Below are 17,805 nucleotides of genomic sequence, written 5' to 3'. Positions count from 1 at the left end.
ATGCTGGCGTCTTTTCTCTTGTCCTGGCGGTTAAACCGTTACGGTTGTCTATACTCTGATGTGAGCAGTCATACTGACTACGCCATTCACTGACATCAGAGAGGGGAGCACTATGCCAGGCAGACCGCCATATCCACGAGAAGCGAATATCGTACCGGTAGAGAAAGGCGCACCCGGCAAATCGGTGATCTGGTACGAACTGCGTGCCGATCATCCGAAACCTGATACCTTGATCAGCGAACACGAAACCGAGCAGGAAGCGCTGGACGCCAAAAAGCGTTACGAAGATCAGTCCAAAGAGTAATGTCCATGGCAAGGATGCCGACACCCCTGCGTTCCCCACCTTTCGCCAGCACAATTAATACTTGACCCTGAACCTGTCCGGTCGTAGGTTTAGTTATCGCAAAAAAAAGGAACAGAAGTTCCATATAGTGGAAATAACGGTATGACCACGTTAGAAAACGCCACCGCCGTACTGAAGTTGTTTAATCGTAGTGGTCTTACTCAAGGACAGCCCGGGCTGACGTTTACCGACATCGCTCAGGCACTTGGGCTGCCAAAAAGTACCGTATCCCGCCTGCTCTCGACGATGGAAAGCGAAGGTTTACTGGAGCGCGATCCTGATACACGCTGCTTTCACGTTGGGCGGATGCTGCTGACGCTGGCCAGTCATTATCTCTCCACGCCGCTGGTGGACAGTGCTTCGTCCCTGATGGCGAGGCTGGCTGCGGAATCAAGCTGTACGGGCTATATCTCCGTGCTGGAAGGCCGCGAGATTATGGTGATGCGGATGTTTCAGGGGCGGATGTTCATTCAGGTGGTCACCCCACCGGGCAGCAGGCTGCCGGCGGCAGAAACCTCCGTGGGCCGGGCAATCCTCTCCCGCTACAGCGACGACTACGTCAGAAAACTCTACGCCGGGGGCTGGCAGGTTAATTCCCCCAACTCTCCTCAGTCTCTGGATCACTTACTGGCTGAACTGGCCTGTATCCGTCAGCAGGGCTGGGCGATGGCGCGTAATGAAACGTTGCAGGGCATCAGCGCGGTGTCTACCACTATCGCTAATAAACATCGGGGGGAAACCATCGCGCTTTGCCTCTCCTTCCCCTCGCAGCATCACGCCTCACCGTATGATCCCCCTGCGCTCGATGCCTTACAAAGTGTCACGCGCCAGCTGGCCGGAAAATACGGTGATAGCGAAGGACCGGGGGGGCGCATTGCCTCCTTCGTGCAGTAATTATTTCATCGCCTGAGCGGCGATGAAATACGCCTCACCAGGGCACTTGCAGTAACCGTTACAATGATGATTATCTTAAACGCCCGTTCAGAGGCAGAGAAATCATCCCCCAGAAGGATCCCCTGAGTCTGTCAGGGGGTCTCTCTTTATACTGAGAAATAAGGCAGAGTGCGGGCCGCGTCCGGCGTTGCTGCTATTATTGAATAAAAGAACTGTTCAGGCTGTTGTCTCATCGACCCCGGGAGGATGACGAGACTGCTGCCTGCGATGAAGCAGGGTGATCGCCTGCAGTATGTGGAATAAGCACTATGAAACCATCTCTGGTCATTCTCTCCGGCGGGCAGTCTCCGCGCACTGACATTATGCCACTGCTGCTGGAACATCTTCCTGAAGAGCAAATTACCTGTGTTGGCCTGCTCGACGGCCTGACGCATCAGCAAATTAAGCAACAGTATGCCCCTGACGCTGGTGAAAAAACGCTGACGCTGCGGATTGATAATGACCGGGACGTCATGCTGTCAGCGGAAAAGATCGAGGGCGGGCTGCAGCGGCGAATTCTTGAGCTGGAAGAGGGCGGGTATGACACCATCCTGCTGCTGCAGCCCGACACCAGTCAGCGATTATTTTCCAGTACGGCCGTTCTGCTGGAGCCGCACCGCATTGTCCCGCCGCTGGTTGCCGCCATTGTCGACGGGCATCAGGCCGGGATTGTGGTGTCGAAAGCGGGGCAAATCACCGCGCAGGCCAGTAAATGGAAAAATCTGGCGCGCCCCCCCTGTTTTGCCGTGGCCAGTCCCTATCGTGCAGATGATGACCAGCTGATCGACGCGGCGCTGTCATTACAGGAGCAGGGGGCCGACGTTGTGGTGCTTGACTGCCTCGGCTATCACCAGCGCCACCGCGATTTTCTGCAGGCGCTGCTGGGGATACCGGTGGTGCTGTCGAATGTGCTGGTGGCAAAACTGGCTGCAGAACTGCTGGTGTAAATCACGATTGCAGTGCGTGGTACGCAATAGTGCGTGACAGCCCGTTAATTATGGCTCTACACTGCGAACTTACCTTTGTCTCTGATTTTAAGGAATTTATATGCTCAACGTTAGTGAGTATTTCGACGGTAAAGTGAAGTCGATTGGTTATGAGAGTGCCAGCACCGGGCGTGCCAGCGTGGGCGTGATGGCCGAAGGTGAATACACCTTTGGCACGGCTCAGGCAGAAGAGATGACCGTGGTCAGTGGGTCACTGAAGGTATTACTGCCGGGAGAGGTAGAGTGGAAACACTATCAGCCGGGCCAGGCGTTTAATGTACCGGGCCACAGTGAATTCCATTTACAGGTGGCCGAGCCGTCTGCCTATCTGTGCCGTTATCTGAAAGACTGATTTTTTCAGGGCTGACCGGATGAAAAGGTCAGCCCTGCATCGTCCGCAGACGTGAGCGGAGCGATCGGCAAATTAGCGCTGTGCTTCCCCGCCCAGCGCTTCCACGGTATTACTGATCAAGGCCGCCAGCTCACCCGTCATCAGAATAAAGTCCGCATCAAAACGCCCTGTGACATCTTCGCGATCGATATCGTCATTCTGCTCACGTAAAATATCGGCGAACTTAAGCCGCTTGATGGAGCCATCATCCGACAGGATCATCTGGATACGTTCCTGCCAGTCGAGGGCCAGTTTGGTCACCAGCTTGCCGGCTTCAATATGGTTAGCGATCTCATCGCACACCAGGTCCTGTTTCTTACAGCGGATCACGCCGCCATCTTCCAGAATCGCTTTCAGCTCGGCTTCGTCCATCAGGGCAAATCCGGCAGGCAGCTCACCCGAACGCACCCATTCGGTCATGGTCAGCTCAATCGGGCTTTCCAGCGTCAGTGGGACCACAGGCAGTGAACCGAGGCTCTTACGCAGCAGGGCCAGCGTATCCTCTGCTTTTTTCGCACTGGCGCAGTCGACCATGATCAGGTTATTCACGGTGTCGATCCACACATAGGTCTGGCTGAAACGGCTGAAGGCGCGCGGCAGCAGGCTGTGTAGCACTTCCTCTTTCAGGGAGTCTTTTTCCGTTTTCTTCAGCTTGCGAGACTGTTCTGCTTCCAGCTTGCTGATTTTCGCTTCCAGCGCCTGCTTGATCACCGGTGATGGCAGCATTTTCTCTTCTTTACGCGCACAAATCAGGATCTGACCGTTTGTGACGTGCGTCAGATCGTCGCTGCGCGGACCTATCGGTGAAACCCAGCCGGTTTTGGCCATATCCTGGCTACCGCAGGGGCTGAAAGAGAAGGCATCGAGCTGTTTTTCCATCTCGTCTGCCACCAGCGGAATGTCGCGATTGAGACGATAAACCATCAAATTTTTAAACCACAGCATGCTGCATTCCCTCTCAGGGCGCGCAATAGGGCGCGCGAGTTCAAAGTCAGCGCGCATGATAGCGAATCGGCGGCGGCGTTTCATTGCCTTTCCGCACCGCACCTTCTAAGGTAATGATCTCCACGTTAAATAATGAGGAATAACAAGTGCGTATCGGTATCGATTTAGGTGGCACGAAAACAGAAGTGATTGCCTTATCTGACCAGGGGGAAGAGCTGTTCCGCTATCGCGTGCCCACGCCGCGTGACGACTATAAGAAAACCCTGGAAAATATCATCGGGCTGGTGCAGCGCGCAGAGCAGGAGACCGGTCAGCAGGGCAGCATCGGTATCGGCATTCCCGGCACGCTGTCGCCCTTTACCCAGCGGGTCAAAAATGCCAACTCCACCTGGCTTAACGGCCAGCCGCTGGATAAGGACTTGCAGCAGCGGCTGGCCCGCGAAGTGCGTATCGCCAATGATGCCAACTGCCTGGCGGTATCGGAAGCGGTTGATGGCGCGGCGGCAGGCCGTCAGACGGTGTTTGCGGTGATCATCGGCACCGGCTGTGGCGCGGGCGTGGCGCTTAACGGCCAGGCGCACAGCGGCGGCAATGGCAATGCCGGAGAATGGGGGCATAACCCCCTGCCGTGGATGGATGAAGACGAACTGCGTTACCGTGCGGAAGTGCCCTGCTACTGCGGCAAGCAGGGCTGTATCGAAACCTTTATCTCCGGCACCGGCTTTGCCACCGACTATCAGCGCTTGAGCGGTATCGATCTGAAGGGGGTGGAGATTATGCAGCGGGTTGCGCAGCAGGATCCGGTGGCTGAGCTGGCGATGAGCCGCTATGAGCTGCGGCTGGCAAAGTCGCTGGCTAACGTAGTGAACATTCTTGACCCGGACATGATTGTGCTGGGCGGAGGGATGAGCAACGTTGACCGTCTGTATCAGACGCTGCCGCTGCTGATGAAAAACTGGGTGTTTGGCGGGGAGTGCGAAACGCCCATCCGTCAGGCGATCCACGGTGATTCCAGCGGGGTACGCGGTGCGGCCTGGCTCTGGCCGTTGTGATCGAAACCGGGGTTGAGGATGACGCCGATCGGCCCCGGTAATGCACGGACAACCGCGCCTTATTCGCCCTGCAACATCGCATCGTGTGGCGCGTTATCACGCTGGCTTTTGGTCAGCAGGAACCACAGATAACCCGCCAGCATCAGTGCAGCAAACACCGCACCGATCAGGGCGTTGAACCCTACCATGACCACCTGGCACTCTACCGCCAGGGTGATTATGGCCGCCGTCAGCGTCATGCCCTGCAGATTAATCCAGCCGTCGCTGAACATGGCGGCAATACCGATGACGCCGCCCGCGATGATGGCGTCAGGATGCGCTGGCAGGGTAGACAGGATATAGGTTATCACTGTTAACCGGCGTCGGGTTATTTGAATTAAGTTAAGATAATACTTAGTTATCTTATAATTGACGGCCGTGACAAATTAAAATAATTGAATCTTTACGTTTATTTTTGTAATTACCCTGTGCTAATATTTTGTGCCAAAGGCATCCCGCCTTTATTTTATAATAATCCATTCTGGCTATAATCTGGATGCTGCTCAGGTTCAGGGTTATTATTTTAATACGAATTCTTTCAGGGAAATGAAATGAAATCCACAAGCCTTGTTGCTTTGTCTTTATTAAGCTCATCGGTCCTCTCCGGCTGTGCCACTGAATCCTCCCGTTCTATTGAAGCGCCTCAGGTCGCTGCGGCTTCTCAGCCACAATATCAGGGAGCGAAAAGCCCGATTGCCGTCGGTAAGTTCGATAACCGTTCTTCTTATATGAACGGGGTTTTCTCTGATGGTGTTGACCGCCTGGGCAATCAGTCAAAAACTATCCTTATTACGCATCTGCAACAGACCGGCCGTTTTAACGTGCTGGATCGTGCCAACCTTGACGAACTGAAAGCGGAAGCGCAGTACAAAGGCAGCCAGCAGACCATCAAAGGCGCTACCTATGTGATCACCGGTGACATTACCGAGTTTGGTCGTAAAGAAGTTGGAGACCAGCAGCTCTGGGGCATTCTTGGCCGCGGCAAGTCTCAGGTTGCCTATGCCAAGGTGAATCTGAATGTGGTTGATGTCGCCACTTCTGAAGTGGTTTATTCCGTGCAGGGTGCAGGTGAATACAGCCTGTCAAATCGCGAAGTGATTGGCTTTGGCGGCACTGCCAGCTATGACTCCACGCTGAATGGTAAGGTGATGGATTTAGCGGTACGTGAAGCCGTGAATCATCTGGTACAGGGAATCGAATCAGGCGCATGGCGTCCGGTAAAATAATCGACAGGGATGAAATAATGAACGTGATTAAAATTGCCAGCGTGACCCTGGTCGCGCTGCTGATGGTCGCCTGCGCCGAAAAAAAAGAAACAGTGTATTACTGGGGTGATTATCAGTCCACGATTTACAGTTACTACAAAAATGATAAATCGCCTGAACAGCAGATTGAATCACTGAATGCCATTGTTGAGCAGGCGAAGGCGAAAAATAAACCGGTACCGCCGGGTCTCCATGCCCAGACAGGTTTGCTCTATGTTGAAACCGGCCATCCGGACCAGGCCTTCCAGCAATTTAATATGGAAAAGACCCTGTTCCCAGAATCAGCGGCCTATATGGATTTCCTGATGCGCAATAAGGTGAAAAAATAATGAAACTATGGACCCTTATTGCCGTAGCCGCAACGCTGGTGCTGAGTGGCTGTGCGAAACAAACGCCTTACGATTACAGCGCGTTCCGCGCCAGTAAGCCACGTTCTATTGTGGTGTTGCCGGCGAAAAACAGCAGCCCGGATATCACAGCGGCCCGCAGCCTGGTGTCTGTGGTCACGGCACCGCTGGCCGAGTCCGGTTACTATGTCTTCCCGGTCGCCGTGGTCGATAAAACCTTTGAGCAGAACGGGCTGACCAGCGGCGCGGAGGCTCAGGCGGTCAGCACGGCGAAACTGTATGAGATCTTCCACGCGGATGCGGCGCTGTATATTGATATCGACAGCTATGGCAGCCAGTACCGCGTAGTGGACAGTGTCACTGAGGTCAGCGCCACCGCGCGGCTGGTGGATCTGCGCAGCGGTAAGCAAATATGGTCCGGTAAGGGCTATGCTTCTGACGCGCAGGACAACAGCAATAACGGCCTGCTGGGGATGCTGATCACCGCGGCGGTGAAACAGATGTCCAGCAATATGTCTGACAAAAGCCATGATATTGCCATCATCGCCGGAGCAACCATGCTCACCGCCGATGGCCGCAACGGCAGCATCCTGCCGGGGCCGCGTGCAAAAGTGAAAACGGCGTTATAACGTCAATGCCGCTGGGGCGTTCGTCTTAGAACGCCCCTACGCCACAGGCGTTTCCAGCCTGCTGTAGCCCAGTCCGTTAATCTTCTTCACCCTGATCTGCACCGGAATGCGCTCTTTCATCGCCTCCACGTGGCTGATCACCCCAATCGTTTTCCCGCTGGCGTTCAGTGCATCCAGCGCGTCAAGCGCACTGTCGAGCGTCTCCGCATCCAGCGTGCCAAACCCTTCGTCCAGGAACAGCGACTCAATGCGGGTCTTATGGCTGACCAGATCCGACAACGCCAGCGCCAGCGCGAGGCTGACAAGAAAACTTTCACCGCCTGACAGCGTGCGGGTATCGCGCTGTGCATCCGCCTGCCAGGTGTCGATCACCTGCAGCTCCAGCGCTTCCTGAGACTTTCGCTGCAGCAGATAGCGCCCGTGCAGACGGTTCAGCTGATTGTTCGCCAGCCACACCAGATGATCCAGCGTCAGCCCCTGCGCAAAGCGGCGGAACTTATCCCCCTCTCTGGAACCAATCAGTTGATTCAGGTAGCTCCAGTCCTCCAGATGCTGCTCGTTAGCCGCAATCTCCGCCAGCAGCGCCTGCTGACGAGTCCGCCTTTCGCTGTCATCGCGTAGTTGCTGACGCAGCTGGCCCTGCTGGCTGGCCAGCTCCCGCAGCTGCTGGTTCAGCCCGTGGAGTTCAGATTCCAGCAGCGCACGCCGGGCAGGGAGGTCGTCCACCGTACCTGTTTTGGTTAAGGCATCATCTAATTTCGACTGCAGAGTAATCAACTGTTCATTTAGTGATTTATGCTGTCCGGTCAGAGTATTTATCCGGTCCTGCTGCTCCTGCCACTGCACCTGAACCTGGCGCACGGCCCGATCGTGCTGCGCGGCGGCCGCCCGCAGCTGCTGCTGAACGTCAGCCACCAGACGATCGCCAAACAGCGCCTGACGCTGCTGCTGCAGTTGGTTCAACATCGACTGCTGCTGCTGCAGGCGCTCATCCCCTGCGGTCAGTCGCGTCTGTTGCTGCTGCAGTTCATCATCCAGCGCCTGCTGGCGGCTGGCGAGAGTGGCCATTTCGGGCACCAGCGCTGCCAGCGCCTCGCTGTTACGTTGCCATGCCTGCCACTGCTGTTCGCAGCGCTGCAGCCAGCCCTGATAGTCGCCGTCCTGCGGCAGTGACAGACCCAGCGGACTCAATGCTTCTGCCAGGCTGCTGAGGAGCTGTTGTGTACGCGCTTCATCCTGTTCAAGCTGCTGCTGCTGTGCGTTCAGGGCCTGCACGGCGGCGGCTTTCTCCTGCTGCTGCAGTTGGATCTGCTGTTGCAGGTTTTGCCATGCCTGCTGCTGCTGATAAAGCCCCTCTTTCTGCAGCTGACAGTGGCGCAGTGCCTGCTCCAGCGCTTCCAGCTGCTGCTGCAGGGTGCTTTCCTGCTGTTCCTGCTCTGCCAGCCACTCACTGGCCTGCGCATGCTGTTGCGGGGTCAGCGTCAGCGAGAGTGCACCCGCGGCATTCTGCCACTGCTGCTCCAGCTGCTGCAGCTGACGGCCCAGATCGGCCATTTCCTCCTGCAGACGGGCCTCCTGCGTCTGCGCCTGTTTCACCTGGGCGGCGAGGGTGCTTCCCTCATCTTTCAGTTGTTCAACCTCGCGCCTGAGGGTGGCCAGCCGCTGCTGGTTTTCTGACAGCTGTAATGCCTGATATGCCTGCACTGCCGGATGAGTCTCTGAACCACACAGCGGGCAGGGCTGACCGGCCTCCAGCTGCGCCCGGTGCTGCTCCAGATCGGCAATGCGCCGTTCCAGCTCACAGCGTTTATCCAGATCCTGCTGATGCTGATACTTCTCTTTCCATGACGCGCGAAGCGTAAGTAATTGCTCACTGTTTTTCTGGATCTGCTGCGTCAGCGCCTGGTGTTCCTGCTGTAACCGGGCCAGGCGACCGTTCAGCTGATGGCCCTGCGGAAGCAGCGTTGCCAGCAGCAGGCGCTGCGGCCGCTGCCGGGCAAACTGCGCCAGCGCCGCACGCAGGGACTCTTCCGGGTGCTGCTGTTGCAGCGGTACCAGCCGCTGCCGGGCCTGAGCAAGTGCCTGTTCTGCGTCGGTAAGCTGCTGCTGTAAAGGCGTCTGCTGCTGCTGAAGCTGCGCGCAGGCCTGTTCATACTGCACCAGCGCCTGCTGGCGGGTCGCTACCTGCTGTCGCAAAGATGTGAGTGACTGCTCACTCTCTTGCTGCTGACGGAAACGTTCCCGCCACAGCGGCAGAGACTCTCCGTAACGTTCATACTGCGCATGGGCGCTGCGCCAGTCGTTAAGCTGCCGCTGCTGCAACTGTTTTTCCGTCTGCAGCTGAAGGTTCTGCACGCTTTCCTGCTGGCGTGAGGCGAACGCCTGCTGGTGCTCATTCTGCTCACGGACCTGCTGCTGAACCTGCTCCCGCAGAGCGCTCAGCTGCAGATCGAGCGGCAGTATGTGTTCTGCTATCAGGGTGTCCTGCTGCAGGTGCAGCGTCTGATGCTGCTCCTGCGCCAGCAAAGCCTGCTGCTGCTGCTGCGCTGCCGCCGTCAGTGCGGTCTGTGCCTGTTGTCGCTGTTCATCCAGCTGCTGTACGCGGGCTTTCAGCAGCTGCCGGTCCCGCTGTAGCTGCTCAAGCTGTTGCAATTCGTGCACTTTTTGCTGCCGGGTCTGCTGCTGCGAAGTGAGTGCCTGCTCCTCCGCAATGCTTTGTGCCAGCTGCGTATTCAGGCTGACCTGCTGCGCTTCGCTCAATAACTCCATGCCGCCTGACTGCGCTCTCAGGGTATCCAGTAACACCTTCGCCTGTTTGTGTCGTTCAAACACCGCCGAAGAGAGTCTTCCGTAAATTTCGGTACCGGTTAGCTCCTCCAGCAGTTCAGCGCGTTTATTGGCATCGGCATTAAGAAATGCGGCAAACTGGCCCTGCGACAGCATCATGGATTTCGTAAAGCGTTCAAAGTCCAGCCCGGTCAGAGCGGCGATCGTCTCCAGCTTGTCTTTGACCTTGTCGGCCACAATCTTATTGTCATCGCAGCGCGCCAGCTCCACGCGCGGGGCCTGCAAATTGCCATCAGCGGCACCGCGTGCGCGGTTCTGACTCCAGAATGCACGCCACGCCACGCCTTTAACCTCAAACTCCACCTCCGCCAGACATTCTGCAGTGTCACGCGTCATCAGGTCATTTTGTGACTGGGTGATGCTCTTCAGACGTGGGGTTTCGTGATACAGCGCGAGGCAGATGGCATCCAGCAGCGTGGTTTTTCCCGCGCCGGTCGGGCCGGTGATGGCAAACAGCCCGTTGCTGGCAAACGGCTCAGCGGTAAAATCAATCTTCCATTCGCCTTTCAGCGAGTTGAGGTTCTTAAAGCGTAGGGTCAGGATCTTCATCAGGGCTGCTCCTCATGGCGCACTGCTTCCAGCGTTTGGGCAAACAGCGCACGGGCCCGCGCCTGTCGTTCCGGTTCGTCGGTCTCCTGGGCCAGGCGGCGGGAAAACACTTCCTCAACACTCAATTCGCTGAGGGTTTCATTATTTTGCCGGGCGATAACCTGCTCCCGCTGTTCGCGGCTGCGGCGCAACAGCACCACCTCCACCGGCAGCGGTGCGGTCAGCTCATGAATACGGCGCTGTAACTCGCTGAGATAAGAGTCAGTGACGATCTCAATATCCAGCCAGACAGTTCTGCCCTGCGGATCGGGCGTCAGCGCCGCCAGCTGCTGTTCGATCTGCTCCAGCGATCCTTTAATCATCTGCATCGGCTGGAAGGATGGGATCGGCAGCGCCTCAGCGGCAACGAAACGGCCCGCGTCAAAGTCGACCTGAAACACGCTTTTGGCTTTACCCAATTCATCAAAACTGAGCGGAATGGGCGAACCGCTGTAACGAATGTGTTCGCTGTTGGCAATACGCTGGGCGCGGTGAATATGACCGAGGGCAATGTAGTCTGCCGGGGGAAAACAGTCGGCGGGGAAGGCGTCCAGCGTACCGATGTAAATATCGCGCACCGCGTCGCTTTTGGTCACCCCCAGAGTGGTCAGATGGCCGGTAGCGATAATCGGCAGCGTCAGTCCCAGCGCCTCACGCTGCGTCAGTGCCTCCTGCCAGCAGCGTTGATAATGATCGGTAATGGCCTCAAGCAGGCTTTGCTGCTTCTCCCGCCCTGACTGGCCGCCCTGACTGCGCAGAATATCGCGCGGACGTAAAAAGGGGATGGCACAGAGCAGTGCGCCGGGCTGGCCATCGCGGCGGTTCAGCAGCAGGACCTGCTGGCTGACATCGTCACTGGCTGCAGCGATCACCCGGGTATTCAGGCAGGCCAGCAGTTCGCGCGATTCGTTCAGCATCGCCACTGAATCGTGGTTGCCACCCAGCACCACCAGCTGACAGCCGGTTTGCTGCAGCCTGACCACAAAGCGGTTATACAGCTCGCGTGCATAGCTCGGCGGCGAGCCGGTATCAAAAATATCCCCGGCGACGATAATGGCGTCGGCCTGCTGCGCTTCTGCTTTTTCCAGCAGCCAGTCAAGAAAGGCCTGGTGCTCGGCCGCCCGGCTTTTGGTATAGAAAAACTGGCCAAGATGCCAGTCGGCAGTATGAATGATGCGCATGGGGGTCCTTTCATGGCGGAAATGGATGGCGGGAAGTATACCCGTCCTGCCTGCCGAATTATCCACGACAGGCAGATTATTGCTGTGCAGGGGATTTTATTTAATTCCATCAATGCTTTCAGGGGGTGCTTTTTTCATAAAAGTGTCATAAAACTGACGCATAATGGCGCCGCATATCCCCGTGACAACCTGTCACAGCAGCAGGAGCAATAATGGCCAAGCGTATTCTGGTGGTGGAAGATGAAGCCCCAATCCGTGAGATGTTGTGTTTCGTTCTGGAACAAAACGATTATCAACCGATCGAAGCCGAGGACTATGACAGCGCAGTCAACTTGCTGATTGAGCCGTGGCCGGATCTCATCCTGCTGGACTGGATGTTACCGGGCGGTTCAGGCATCCAGTTTATTAAGCACCTGAAGCGTGAAGCCATGACCCGGGATATTCCGGTGATGATGCTGACGGCGCGCGGTGAGGAAGAGGATCGCGTGCGTGGCCTGGAAGTGGGCGCGGATGATTACATCACCAAGCCTTTTTCACCGAAAGAGTTGGTGGCACGCATCAAGGCCGTGATGCGCCGTATCTCTCCGATGGCGGTGGAAGAGGTTATTGAGATGCAGGGGCTGAGTCTTGACCCGTCCTCGCATCGCGTAATGTCCGACACACAGCCGCTGGAAATGGGGCCGACTGAATATAAATTACTGCACTTCTTTATGACCCACCCGGAACGTGTCTACAGCCGTGAGCAGTTGCTAAACCACGTCTGGGGAACTAACGTTTACGTCGAAGATCGTACCGTCGACGTTCATATTCGCCGTTTGCGTAAAGCGCTGGAGCTGACCGGGCACGATCGTATGGTGCAGACGGTTCGCGGAACAGGTTATCGTTTCTCTGCACGCTATTGATTGTTCGCGCTGGAGTCTGAACCGTGTTGGAACGCCTCTCCTGGAAGAGATTATTGCTTGAGCTGTTGCTCGCCAGCCTGCCCGCACTGATCCTCGGGCTGCTGGTGGGCGGGCTGCCCTGGCTGCTGTTAGTCTCAGTGCTGTGCGTGCTGGGTTTTCATTTCAACAACTTACTTCGACTCTCTCACTGGCTGTGGGTTGACCGCAGCATGACGCCACCCAGCGGCCGCGGCAGTTGGGAACCGCTGTTCTACGGTCTGTATCAAATGCAGGCGCGCAACCGTCGCCGTCGCCGTGAGCTCGGCCATCTGATTAAACGTTTTCGCAGTGGCGCGGAATCGCTGCCCGATGCGGTGGTGCTGACCACCGAAGAGGGCACCATTTTCTGGTGCAACGGTCTGGCGCAGCAGATGCTGGGGCTGCGCTGGCCGGAAGATAACGGTCAGAACATCCTGAATTTGCTGCGCTATCCTGAATTTACCCGCTACCTGCGCCAGCGTGATTTTTCCCGCCCGCTGACGCTGGTGCTTAACAGCCATCGTCATCTTGAGTTCCGCGTAATGCCCTACAGCGAAGGGCAGTGGCTGCTGGTGGCGCGTGATGTGACCCAGATGCACCAGCTGGAGGGCGCACGCCGCAACTTTTTTGCCAATGTCAGCCATGAGCTACGCACGCCATTAACCGTCCTGCAGGGCTATCTGGAGATGATGAATGACTCCGTGCTGGAGGGGAGTCTGCGTGATAAGGCGTTGCATACCATGCAGGAGCAAACCAAACGCATGGACAGCCTGGTGAAACAGCTGCTTACCCTGTCCCGTATCGAAGCGGCACCGGCGCTGGATCTGCAGGAAAAAGTGGATGTGCCGATGATGCTCCGCGTGCTACAGCGCGAAGCGGAAACCCTCAGTAATGGCCGCCACGATATTCATTTTCACACTGACCCGCATCTGCGGGTCTTTGGCAATGATGAGCAGCTTCGTAGTGCGATCTCTAATCTGGTCTACAATGCCGTGAACCACACGCCGGACGGGACGCGCATTGACGTCAGCTGGTTGCGCAGCCCGCAGGGGGCGCAGTTTAAGGTGAAAGATAACGGGCCGGGCATCGCGCCGGAACACCTGCCGCGGCTGACGGAGCGCTTCTACCGGGTGGATAAAGCGCGATCGCGGCAGACCGGCGGCAGCGGACTGGGGCTGGCGATTGTGAAACACGCGCTCAGCCACCACAACACGCGGCTGGATATCACCAGCAAGCCCGGCAGCGAAACCTGTTTCAGCTTTCAACTACCACCAAGGTTGATTGTCAGTGCCGAACTGGCTGAGAATGCGCAGCGTTAAGTCTTACGGAACCCATGCAATGAAAACGTTAATCGCGCTGGCGCTGGTGCTGGTGATGTCACCGGCGACGGCGAAAGAGGGAATGCTGGCAGGTAATCTGACCAGCGTTGGCTCTGACACGCTGGGTAACCTGATGGCGCTGTGGGGGGACAGTTTCAACCGGCAGTACCCCGGGGTGAACGTACAGATCCAGGCGGCGGGGTCATCAACGGCCCCGACCGCGCTGGCAGCCGGGGCCGCCCAGCTTGGGGCGATGAGCCGACCGATGCAGGCCACCGAGCGCCAGCTGTTTGAGGACAGCTACGGCTATCCTCCGCTGGCCGTTCCGGTGGCGATGGATGCGCTGGTGGTGGTGGTCAATCAGGACAACCCACTTACCGGACTGAGTGCACAGCAGCTGGATGCCATTTTTTCCGTTACCCGCCGCTGTGGCGGCCTGTCGGTGCCCCGAACCTGGGGGGATTTACAGCTCACTCAGCCCGGCTGGGCGACACGGGGCCTGCAGCGCTTTGGTCGTAATTCGGCCTCCGGCACCTGGGGGTTTTTCAAACAGCAGGCGCTGTGTAACGGCGATTTTCGCAACGATGTTGGGGAGTATCCCGGATCGGCAGCCGTGGTACAGGCGGTAGCAGGAACGCTGAACGGCATTGGCTATGCCAGCGCCGGGTTTCATATCAGTGGGGTAAAAACCGTGCCAGTGGCGCGCGAGGGCAACGACTGGATTGCGCCCAGCATCGACAATATCCGCAGCGGACGCTATCCCTATGCCCGTCCCCTCTATATTTACGTCAATAAAGCCCCGGATAAACCGCTGGAGCCCCTCACCGCTGCATTCCTGCGTTTAGCGCTCTCGCCGCAGGGGCAGGCGCTGGTCAGCCAGGCGGGTTATCTGCCGCTGTCGGAGCAGCAGAGGCAGCGTGCCCGCGCGATGTTAGCGCCGTGACAGCAAGCGGCCACACCAGGCAAAGTTGAATTTTATTCATGTACGGTGAAATTTCCTCGTTTGCCCCTGAAAGATTCTCATGACACTCTTAGTGACAGCCATGTAGACGTCCAGAAGTCTATGGATAACCTACGGTAACTATTTCGTCACTAAACTATGCGCCACGTACAGGCCAGGAGGCTTTCATCATGACTACTTTCACCCCATACCGTGCCGAAGTGGTGGGCAGCTACCTTCGTCCCGCTGAAATTAAGCAGGCCCGTAAGCAGTTTGAAGCCGGTGAGATCGATGCCGCAGCGCTGCGTCGGGTGGAAGATGATGCGATCCGTCAGGTCGTGGCACGCCAGCGTGAAAGCGGCCTGCAGGTGGTGACAGACGGTGAGTTCCGCCGCGCCTGGTGGCACTTCGACTTCTTTGACGGACTGGACGGGGTGGAGCGCTATGAGGCTGAACAGGGCATTCAGTTTAACGGCGTACAGACCAAAGCGCGCGGTGTGAAAGTGACCGGTAAGCTTGGCTTCAGCGACCATCCGATGCTGGATGATTTCCGCTTCCTGCAAAGCATCAGCGGTGACGCCGTCGCCAAAATGACCATTCCCAGCCCCAGCGTGCTGCACTTTCGCGGTGGGCGTAAAGTCATAGATGCTGATGTCTACCCGGATCTTGATGTCTATTTTGACGATCTGGCGCAGACCTATCGCGATGCGATAAGCGCCTTTTATGAGGCAGGGTGCCGCTATCTGCAGCTGGACGATACAGTCTGGGCCTACCTGTGTTCAGCCGATCAGCAGCAGCAGATCCGGGAGCGCGGTGACGATCCACAGGTGCTGGCCCGCACCTATGCTCGTGTGCTGAATAAGGCCCTTGAAGGTAAGCCGGACGACCTGGTGATTGGCCTGCACGTTTGTCGCGGTAACTTCCGTTCTACCTGGATTTCCGAAGGGGGCTATGAACCCGTGGCAGAAATTTTGTTTGGTGGGGTAAACATAGATGCCTTCTTCCTGGAATACGATAACGAGCGTTCAGGTGGCTTCGAGCCCCTGCGCTTTATCAAGCCAGGCAAACAGCAGGTGGTACTGGGACTGATAACAACCAAAACCGGTGATCTGGAAGCGGCGGAAACCGTGGAAAAACGTCTCCATGAAGCCGCACAGTTTGTCAGTCTGGATCAGATCTGCCTCAGCCCACAGTGTGGTTTTGCCTCCACCGAAGAGGGCAACAGCCTGACCGAAGAGCAGCAGTGGGCCAAGGTCCGTCTGGTGGTGGATGTCGCCAGCCGCGTCTGGTGAGCCAGCGTCATTCTGTGTACGGGGCGCGGGTTTCCGCGCCCTTTGTGCATCAACAGGGTGCTTATTGCCGAATTCACCCTCCCGCCGGACAAAAATGATACAAATCATGTAACGCATTTATTCTGATAACTAAAGATATGCACTGGTTATGCAGTTTTTTGCGCTATATCATCCTGCTTTTTCGATCCCGTATTGCCTTTCGCCGCTATAAACGTTCTACTTACCCCCGTTTTTTCGTCATCACCCTGTATACAGAAAATAATCAGCTCACATTCGCTGTTGATAATGCCATTGGAAGTGGTTTCCACTGCATAGGTTCTGTCAGACCGCGTTTTTAGAGCAAACAGGGACACAGGTCTTACAAAGAGACCTGATAACACGACTTTTCACACCATCACGGGCAACACGATTTCTTATGACACATCGTTTAACTTCCAAAGATATTCTGGCACTGGGCTTTATGACGTTTGCCCTGTTTGTCGGTGCCGGAAACATCATCTTCCCTCCTATGGTAGGGATCCAGTCCGGCGAACACGTCTGGATCGCCGCGCTTGGCTTTTTGATCACCGCCGTCGGTCTGCCGGTGATCACGGTGATTGCCCTGGCGCGCGTGGGCGGCGGTATTGATGCCCTTAGCTCACCGATCGGCAGAGCCGCTGGCGTGGTACTGGCGACGGTGTGTTACCTGGCCGTCGGGCCGCTGTTTGCGACACCGCGCACGGCCACCGTATCGTTTGAGGTAGGAATTGCCCCTCTGACGGGCGATGGCGCACTGCCGCTGATGATCTACAGCGTGGTCTACTTCGCGCTGGTGATTGGCATTTCCCTGTATCCCGGCAAACTGCTCGATACGGTCGGCCACGTCCTGGCACCACTGAAGATCTTAGCTCTGACCGTACTGGGCGTCGCGGCTCTGCTGTGGCCGGCAGGCGGTCTGGTTCCGGCTACCGTTGACTATCAGCGTGCAGCCTTCTCCAGTGGCTTTGTAAACGGTTATCTGACGATGGATACGCTTGGCGCGCTGGTGTTTGGGATCGTCATTGTTAACGCTGCCCGTTCGCGCGGCATCGGTGATGCCAGATTGCTGACCCGCTACACCGTGATTGCCGGACTGATTGCTGGCGTAGGGCTGACGCTGGTTTATCTGGCGCTGTTTAAACTGGGCTCCGACAGTGCGTCCATCGTTGACCAGCAGGCAAACGGGGCAGCGATCCTCCACGCCTACGTTCAACATACTTTTGGCAACATGGGGAGCCTGTTCCTGGCCGCGCTGATTTTTGTTGCCTGTATGGTCACCGCCGTGGGCCTGACCTGTGCCTGCGCGGAGTTTTTTGAGCAATTATTGCCTCTCAGCTATCGTCAGTTGGTGTTTATTCTGGGTCTGTTCTCCATGGTGGTGTCCAACCTGGGCCTCAGCCATCTGATTCAGATCTCAATTCCAGTGTTAACTGCGATTTACCCGCCTTGTATTGTGCTGGTACTGTTAAGTTTCACCCTGAAATGGTGGAAAAAAAGTACAAGGATCGTTGCCCCGGTAATGCTGGTCAGCCTGGTATTTGGCATCGTCGATGCAATAAAAAGCACCAACTTTAAGGCAATCCTGCCCGCTATTACCCAGAATCTGCCCTTAGCCGATCAGGGGCTGGCATGGTTGCCGCCTTCACTGGTGATGCTGGTATTGGTGGCCGTGTACGATCGCGTTTCAGGTCGCCAGTCGGTTACTGCGCATCAGCAATAGCGTTGTAAACTCCCTCTTACCTTCTTGCCGGTAAGAGGCCGACAGGTGGA

Annotated in this window: 17 protein-coding genes and 1 pseudogene; 14 read left to right on the top strand and 4 right to left on the bottom strand. The window is 56.7% G+C overall.

Annotated features, from left to right (window positions below; genetic code table 11):
- Positions 1-112 precede the first annotated feature (112 nt).
- The 4 genes from ACZ3HG_RS14560 to ppnP all read left to right on the top strand — a co-directional run bounded on the left by ACZ3HG_RS14560 (position 113) and on the right by ppnP (position 2,614).
- Entirely contained in the window at positions 113-304 is a 192-nt protein-coding gene (locus ACZ3HG_RS14560; protein WP_191935141.1) for a YaiA family protein, read from the top strand.
- 141 nt (positions 305-445) lie between these two features.
- Positions 446-1,237, top strand: coding sequence for an IclR family transcriptional regulator (locus ACZ3HG_RS14555; protein WP_191936933.1), 792 nt, complete (start codon positions 446-448; stop codon positions 1,235-1,237).
- A 308-nt stretch (positions 1,238-1,545) separates the two neighbouring features.
- Positions 1,546-2,223 (top strand): AroM family protein, encoded by a 678-nt coding sequence (locus ACZ3HG_RS14550; RefSeq protein ID WP_191935143.1) that lies wholly within the window; start codon positions 1,546-1,548, stop codon positions 2,221-2,223.
- Between the two features lie 100 nt (positions 2,224-2,323).
- Positions 2,324-2,614, top strand: a complete 291-nt coding sequence (gene ppnP, locus ACZ3HG_RS14545; protein WP_465333153.1) for a pyrimidine/purine nucleoside phosphorylase — start codon at positions 2,324-2,326, stop codon at positions 2,612-2,614.
- Positions 2,615-2,686: 72 nt separating this feature from the next.
- Here the strand turns inward: ppnP and rdgC are convergent, their stop codons facing one another.
- Positions 2,687-3,598 (bottom strand): recombination-associated protein RdgC, encoded by a 912-nt coding sequence (gene rdgC, locus ACZ3HG_RS14540; protein WP_465333151.1) that lies wholly within the window; start codon positions 3,596-3,598, stop codon positions 2,687-2,689.
- Positions 3,599-3,744: 146 nt separating this feature from the next.
- On the opposite strand from rdgC, the gene mak reads away from it, so the two are divergent.
- Entirely contained in the window at positions 3,745-4,650 is a 906-nt protein-coding gene (gene mak, locus ACZ3HG_RS14535) for a fructokinase (RefSeq protein WP_465333149.1), read from the top strand.
- A 59-nt stretch (positions 4,651-4,709) separates the two neighbouring features.
- Here mak and ACZ3HG_RS14530 read toward each other — a convergent pair.
- Positions 4,710-4,958, bottom strand: a pseudogene (locus tag ACZ3HG_RS14530) (ethanolamine permease); the annotation flags it as partial.
- A 282-nt stretch (positions 4,959-5,240) separates the two neighbouring features.
- On the opposite strand from ACZ3HG_RS14530, the gene ACZ3HG_RS14525 reads away from it, so the two are divergent.
- From ACZ3HG_RS14525 to ACZ3HG_RS14515, 3 genes are read left to right on the top strand one after another with little or no spacing between them, the layout of a single operon-like run.
- A complete protein-coding gene (locus ACZ3HG_RS14525; protein WP_465333147.1) occupies positions 5,241-5,915 on the top strand; it encodes a CsgG/HfaB family protein in 675 nt (224 codons plus the stop codon).
- A gap of 17 nt (positions 5,916-5,932) precedes the next feature.
- A complete protein-coding gene (locus ACZ3HG_RS14520; protein WP_191935148.1) occupies positions 5,933-6,283 on the top strand; it encodes a DUF4810 domain-containing protein in 351 nt (116 codons plus the stop codon).
- Positions 6,283-6,930 (top strand): DUF799 domain-containing protein, encoded by a 648-nt coding sequence (locus tag ACZ3HG_RS14515; protein WP_062747837.1) that lies wholly within the window; start codon positions 6,283-6,285, stop codon positions 6,928-6,930. The genes ACZ3HG_RS14520 and ACZ3HG_RS14515 overlap by 1 nt, the downstream gene beginning before the upstream one ends.
- 36 nt (positions 6,931-6,966) lie before the next feature.
- Here ACZ3HG_RS14515 and ACZ3HG_RS14510 read toward each other — a convergent pair whose 3' ends face one another.
- Positions 6,967-10,326, bottom strand: coding sequence for an AAA family ATPase (locus tag ACZ3HG_RS14510; RefSeq protein ID WP_465333145.1), 3,360 nt, complete (start codon positions 10,324-10,326; stop codon positions 6,967-6,969).
- Positions 10,326-11,546 (bottom strand): exonuclease subunit SbcD, encoded by a 1,221-nt coding sequence (sbcD, locus tag ACZ3HG_RS14505; protein WP_191936928.1) that lies wholly within the window; start codon positions 11,544-11,546, stop codon positions 10,326-10,328. Before sbcD ends, ACZ3HG_RS14510 begins: the two co-directional genes overlap by 1 nt.
- Before the next feature lie 12 nt (positions 11,547-11,558).
- Between sbcD and ACZ3HG_RS14500 the strand changes: the two genes are divergently transcribed.
- From ACZ3HG_RS14500 to brnQ, 6 genes are all read left to right on the top strand, one after another.
- The gene (locus tag ACZ3HG_RS14500) at positions 11,559-11,759 is read left to right on the top strand and encodes a hypothetical protein (RefSeq protein ID WP_191935151.1); all 201 of its coding nucleotides are present in this window, start codon (positions 11,559-11,561) and stop codon (positions 11,757-11,759) included.
- Positions 11,759-12,448 (top strand): phosphate response regulator transcription factor PhoB, encoded by a 690-nt coding sequence (gene phoB, locus ACZ3HG_RS14495; protein WP_013200999.1) that lies wholly within the window; start codon positions 11,759-11,761, stop codon positions 12,446-12,448. Before ACZ3HG_RS14500 ends, phoB begins: the two co-directional genes overlap by 1 nt.
- A 23-nt stretch (positions 12,449-12,471) precedes the next feature.
- Positions 12,472-13,785: a phosphate regulon sensor histidine kinase PhoR gene (gene phoR, locus ACZ3HG_RS14490; protein WP_465333142.1), complete on the top strand. Its 1,314-nt coding sequence runs from the start codon at positions 12,472-12,474 to the stop codon at positions 13,783-13,785.
- 19 nt (positions 13,786-13,804) lie between these two features.
- On the top strand, positions 13,805-14,728 hold the full coding sequence (locus ACZ3HG_RS14485; RefSeq protein ID WP_191935153.1) for a PstS family phosphate ABC transporter substrate-binding protein: 924 nt from the start codon (positions 13,805-13,807) through the stop codon (positions 14,726-14,728).
- 188 nt (positions 14,729-14,916) lie between these two features.
- Positions 14,917-16,017 (top strand): cobalamin-independent methionine synthase II family protein, encoded by a 1,101-nt coding sequence (locus tag ACZ3HG_RS14480; RefSeq protein ID WP_191935154.1) that lies wholly within the window; start codon positions 14,917-14,919, stop codon positions 16,015-16,017.
- A 415-nt stretch (positions 16,018-16,432) separates the two neighbouring features.
- Positions 16,433-17,755 (top strand): branched-chain amino acid transport system II carrier protein, encoded by a 1,323-nt coding sequence (gene brnQ, locus ACZ3HG_RS14475; RefSeq protein ID WP_191935155.1) that lies wholly within the window; start codon positions 16,433-16,435, stop codon positions 17,753-17,755.
- The last annotated feature ends 50 nt before the right edge of the window (positions 17,756-17,805 follow it).

It is taken from the genome of Erwinia sp. PME.40.26/001 (assembly GCF_055556675.1).
This window is presented reverse-complemented; position numbering and strand designations above follow the sequence as displayed.

What these genes read in the sequence shown, in the direction of transcription:
- ACZ3HG_RS14560 (WP_191935141.1), top strand. Translation starts at nt 113, where the DNA reads ATGCCAGGCAGACCGCCATATCCACGAGAAGCGAATATCGTACCGGTA.
- ACZ3HG_RS14555 (WP_191936933.1), top strand. Translation starts at nt 446, where the DNA reads ATGACCACGTTAGAAAACGCCACCGCCGTACTGAAGTTGTTTAATCGT.
- ACZ3HG_RS14550 (WP_191935143.1), top strand. Translation starts at nt 1,546, where the DNA reads ATGAAACCATCTCTGGTCATTCTCTCCGGCGGGCAGTCTCCGCGCACT.
- ppnP (WP_465333153.1), top strand. Translation starts at nt 2,324, where the DNA reads ATGCTCAACGTTAGTGAGTATTTCGACGGTAAAGTGAAGTCGATTGGT.
- rdgC (WP_465333151.1), bottom strand. Translation starts at nt 3,598, where the DNA reads ATGCTGTGGTTTAAAAATTTGATGGTTTATCGTCTCAATCGCGACATT.
- ACZ3HG_RS14525 (WP_465333147.1), top strand. Translation starts at nt 5,241, where the DNA reads ATGAAATCCACAAGCCTTGTTGCTTTGTCTTTATTAAGCTCATCGGTC.
- ACZ3HG_RS14520 (WP_191935148.1), top strand. Translation starts at nt 5,933, where the DNA reads ATGAACGTGATTAAAATTGCCAGCGTGACCCTGGTCGCGCTGCTGATG.
- ACZ3HG_RS14515 (WP_062747837.1), top strand. Translation starts at nt 6,283, where the DNA reads ATGAAACTATGGACCCTTATTGCCGTAGCCGCAACGCTGGTGCTGAGT.
- ACZ3HG_RS14510 (WP_465333145.1), bottom strand. Translation starts at nt 10,326, where the DNA reads ATGAAGATCCTGACCCTACGCTTTAAGAACCTCAACTCGCTGAAAGGC.
- sbcD (WP_191936928.1), bottom strand. Translation starts at nt 11,546, where the DNA reads ATGCGCATCATTCATACTGCCGACTGGCATCTTGGCCAGTTTTTCTAT.
- ACZ3HG_RS14500 (WP_191935151.1), top strand. Translation starts at nt 11,559, where the DNA reads ATGGCGGAAATGGATGGCGGGAAGTATACCCGTCCTGCCTGCCGAATT.
- phoB (WP_013200999.1), top strand. Translation starts at nt 11,759, where the DNA reads ATGGCCAAGCGTATTCTGGTGGTGGAAGATGAAGCCCCAATCCGTGAG.
- ACZ3HG_RS14485 (WP_191935153.1), top strand. Translation starts at nt 13,805, where the DNA reads ATGAAAACGTTAATCGCGCTGGCGCTGGTGCTGGTGATGTCACCGGCG.
- ACZ3HG_RS14480 (WP_191935154.1), top strand. Translation starts at nt 14,917, where the DNA reads ATGACTACTTTCACCCCATACCGTGCCGAAGTGGTGGGCAGCTACCTT.
- brnQ (WP_191935155.1), top strand. Translation starts at nt 16,433, where the DNA reads ATGACACATCGTTTAACTTCCAAAGATATTCTGGCACTGGGCTTTATG.